This is a genomic window from Halorubrum tibetense (assembly GCF_042661865.1).
Taxonomy (GTDB): domain Archaea; phylum Halobacteriota; class Halobacteria; order Halobacteriales; family Haloferacaceae; genus Halorubrum; species Halorubrum tibetense.
On the sequence record NZ_JBHSWW010000300.1, the window covers coordinates 1 to 2,840 of the forward strand.

Annotated in this window: 5 protein-coding genes; all 5 read right to left on the bottom strand. The window is 68.0% G+C overall.

The genetic code is table 11. The annotated features are described in order from the left end of the window. Positions 1 to 341 (bottom strand): amidase family protein (locus ACFQEU_RS14040; protein WP_379783162.1); only part of this gene is annotated, 341 nt, incomplete at its 3' end. Continuing rightward, a complete protein-coding gene (gene gatC, locus ACFQEU_RS14045; RefSeq protein ID WP_379783164.1) occupies positions 341 to 697 on the bottom strand; it encodes an Asp-tRNA(Asn)/Glu-tRNA(Gln) amidotransferase subunit GatC in 357 nt (118 codons plus the stop codon). The genes gatC and ACFQEU_RS14040, both read right to left, overlap by 1 nt. Before the next feature lie 81 nt (positions 698 to 778). Continuing rightward, positions 779 to 1,294, bottom strand: a complete 516-nt coding sequence (locus tag ACFQEU_RS14050) for a universal stress protein (RefSeq protein WP_379783166.1) — start codon at positions 1,292 to 1,294, stop codon at positions 779 to 781. 102 nt (positions 1,295 to 1,396) lie between these two features. Beyond that, positions 1,397 to 2,551, bottom strand: coding sequence for a pyridoxal phosphate-dependent aminotransferase (locus tag ACFQEU_RS14055; protein WP_379783168.1), 1,155 nt, complete (start codon positions 2,549 to 2,551; stop codon positions 1,397 to 1,399). A gap of 67 nt (positions 2,552 to 2,618) precedes the next feature. Continuing rightward, positions 2,619 to 2,840 (bottom strand): 6,7-dimethyl-8-ribityllumazine synthase (locus ACFQEU_RS14060; RefSeq protein ID WP_379783170.1); only part of this gene is annotated, 222 nt, incomplete at its 5' end.

The window sequence follows — 2,840 nt, forward strand, 5'->3', positions numbered from 1 at the left end:
GCCGCCGCCGACCCGCCGGAGGAGCCGCCGGGAACCCGCTCCGGGTCCGCGGGGTTCCGCGTGGGGCCGAACGCGGACGTCTCGGTCGTCGTTCCCATCCCGAACTCGTCCATGTTCGTCTTGCCGACGACCGTCGCGCCCGCGTCTAGGAGGCGGTCGACGACGGTCGCGGAGTACGGCGGGACGTACTCCGCGAGCATTTCCGACCCACAGGTCGTCCGGATCCCCGCCGTCGAGATGTTGTCTTTGACCGCGACGGTCGCGTCCGCGAGTGGCCCCTCGGCGTCCTCGTCGCCCTCGATCCGCTCTCTGGTGACGAACGCGTTGTAGTCGGCCGCCATCACGACACCTTCGGCCCCGTGAAGAAGCCGTCTTCCGTCTCCGTGGCGTTCGCGAGCGCCTCCTCCTGCGTGAGACCTTCTTCGACCTCGTCGGCGCGCATCACGTTGACGAGCGCCTCCTCGCGCTCGGTCTCGGGGACCTCGTCGAGCGCCGCGAAGTACTCGAGGATCTCCGCGAACTGGTCGGCGAACGCCTCGACTTCGTCGTCGTCGAGACGGACCCGGGCCAGCTCCGCGACGTGTTCGACCTCCGCGGTGTCGACGACGGGTACGTCGCCGTCACCCGGTGTATCACCGTCGCCGGCTTCCGCGGCCCCGTCGCTCGGCCCGTCGTCCGGCTCGGACGTATCGCTCATACGTCTCCCTGCCACGGATCGGGAGTAAGGGTTTCGGAACGGATGGTCGCCCGAGTCGTCCCGCTCGGGGTCCGCGTCACCTCACTCGGGGCCCGTGTCGTCCCCGGCACGGACCGTCACCACGGGCACGTCCGACAGTCTGACGACCTTCTCCGTGACGCTCCCGAGGAGGTAGCGTTCGACCCCTGTCCGGCCGTGCGTCCCCATCACCACGAGGTCGATATCGTTGGCGTCGACGTACTCCAGGATGGTCTCGTGAGGGGTCCCAGCCTTGACCGCAGTGATCGTCTCCACGTCGTCGAGGTGGTCGGCGACGTTGGCGACGAGCGCCTCACGACGCTCGAGGCGTGCCGATCGCGTCTCTTCCGGGTCGTCACGCCCACCGACCATCCCCGACCCCTTGCCTCTCGTCTCGCCGCTCATGCCCGGTTCGCCCTCGAAGAACGCCCCACTGAGCCCGAACTCCGCATCCCGCGTGTCGATCACGGAGAGGACGTGAACGGTCGCATCGAACGACGATGCGAGCGCACGGACGTGTTCGACTGCGGCGTCCGATCCCTCGCTCCCGTCCGTCGGATACAGCACGTTGTCGTACATAACATCACCTAACTAACTATAACGGCCTGCTGGGATAAATCCCTAACACGCGATCGACGCGATCGGCACTCCGAAAACAGCCGTCCGACCGGTCGCCGGCGATTACAGGAGGTCGTTCGAGACCAGCCGGTCGACCGCCTCGCGCAGCCGCTCCTCGCTGGCGGCGTAGGAGATCCGAGCGAACCCGGGCGCGTTGAACGCGCTTCCGGGGACACACGCGACGGATGCCTCCTCGATCGCGGCCTCACACCACGCCTGATCGTCGGAATCAACGGGGATCATCATATAAAAAGCGCCGTCGCCGACGTCGACGTCGACGTCGTGTTCGTCGAACAGCTCGACGAGGAGGTCGCGGCGCTCCGCGAACGCCCGCCGCATCTCCTCGACGGACTCGTCGGTGTTCTCCAGCGCTTCGACGCCCGCGTGCTGGACGAAGTTGGTCGCGCACGAGACTGAGTGTGAGTGGAGTTTCCCGGCCTGCCCGACGAACTCCTCGGTCGCGTGGAGGTAGCCGAGCCGCCAGCCGGTCATCGAGTACGCCTTCGAGAACCCGTTGATCGTGACCGTGCGGTCTGCCATCCCGTCGAGGCTCGCGAGCGAGACGTGCTCGGCGTCGTACACGATCCGCTCGTAGATCTCGTCGGAGATCACGGCGATGTCGTGCTCGACCGCGAGGTCGCGGACGCCCTCGAGGGCGGCCTCGGAGAACACCGCGCCGGTCGGGTTCGACGGCGAGTTAACGACCAGCAGCTCGGTGTCGTCGGAGACGGTCTCCGCGAGGTCGTCGAGCGCGGGCTCCAGTTGGAACCCGTGCGGGGCCAGATCGACGCGCGAGAGGCTCCCGCCTGCGAGCTTCGCCATCGCCTCGTAGGAGACCCACGCCGGGTCGAGGAGGACGACCTCGTCCCCGTCATCGATCAGGGTCTGGAACGTCTCGTACAGGGCCTGCTTGCCGCCGGGGGTGACGATCACCTCGTCGGCGCTCGCGTCGATCCCGGTTCCGCGGAGCTTGGCGGCGATCGCCTCCTTCAGCGGGGGGATCCCGTTCGAGGAGGTGTAGCCGGTGTGGCCCGCGTCGAGCGCGTCCTTGCCGGCCTCGACGACGTTCGCCGGGGTGTCGAAGTCGGGTTCGCCGACGGAGAGGTCGACGATGTCCGCTCCCTCCGCTTCCTTCTCCGCTGCGAGGTTCGATATCGCCAGCGTCGCGCTGGGCTCTACACGTCCGATCCGGTCCGAGTAGTCGTATGCGTCGGTCATTGTCGTGTTGGGTGTCCTCGTGGTCGTCGTGGTCCGGGTGTCCTCGTGGTGGAACCTGGCCGACCGCTTACGTCGGTTCCCCGAGCTCCTCGGCGAGGTCGATCGCGGCGCGGGCCGCCTCCGCGCCCTTGTCGATCCGTTCGCGCGCTTCCGCGCCCGACATCCCCGGGCCGCTCACGCCGAAGGTGACCGGAGTGTCGCGGTCGAGGCTCACCTGTGTGAGCTTCTCCGCGGTCGCGTTCGCGATGACGCGGTCGTGGTCGGTGTCGCCGGTGACGATCGCGCCGAT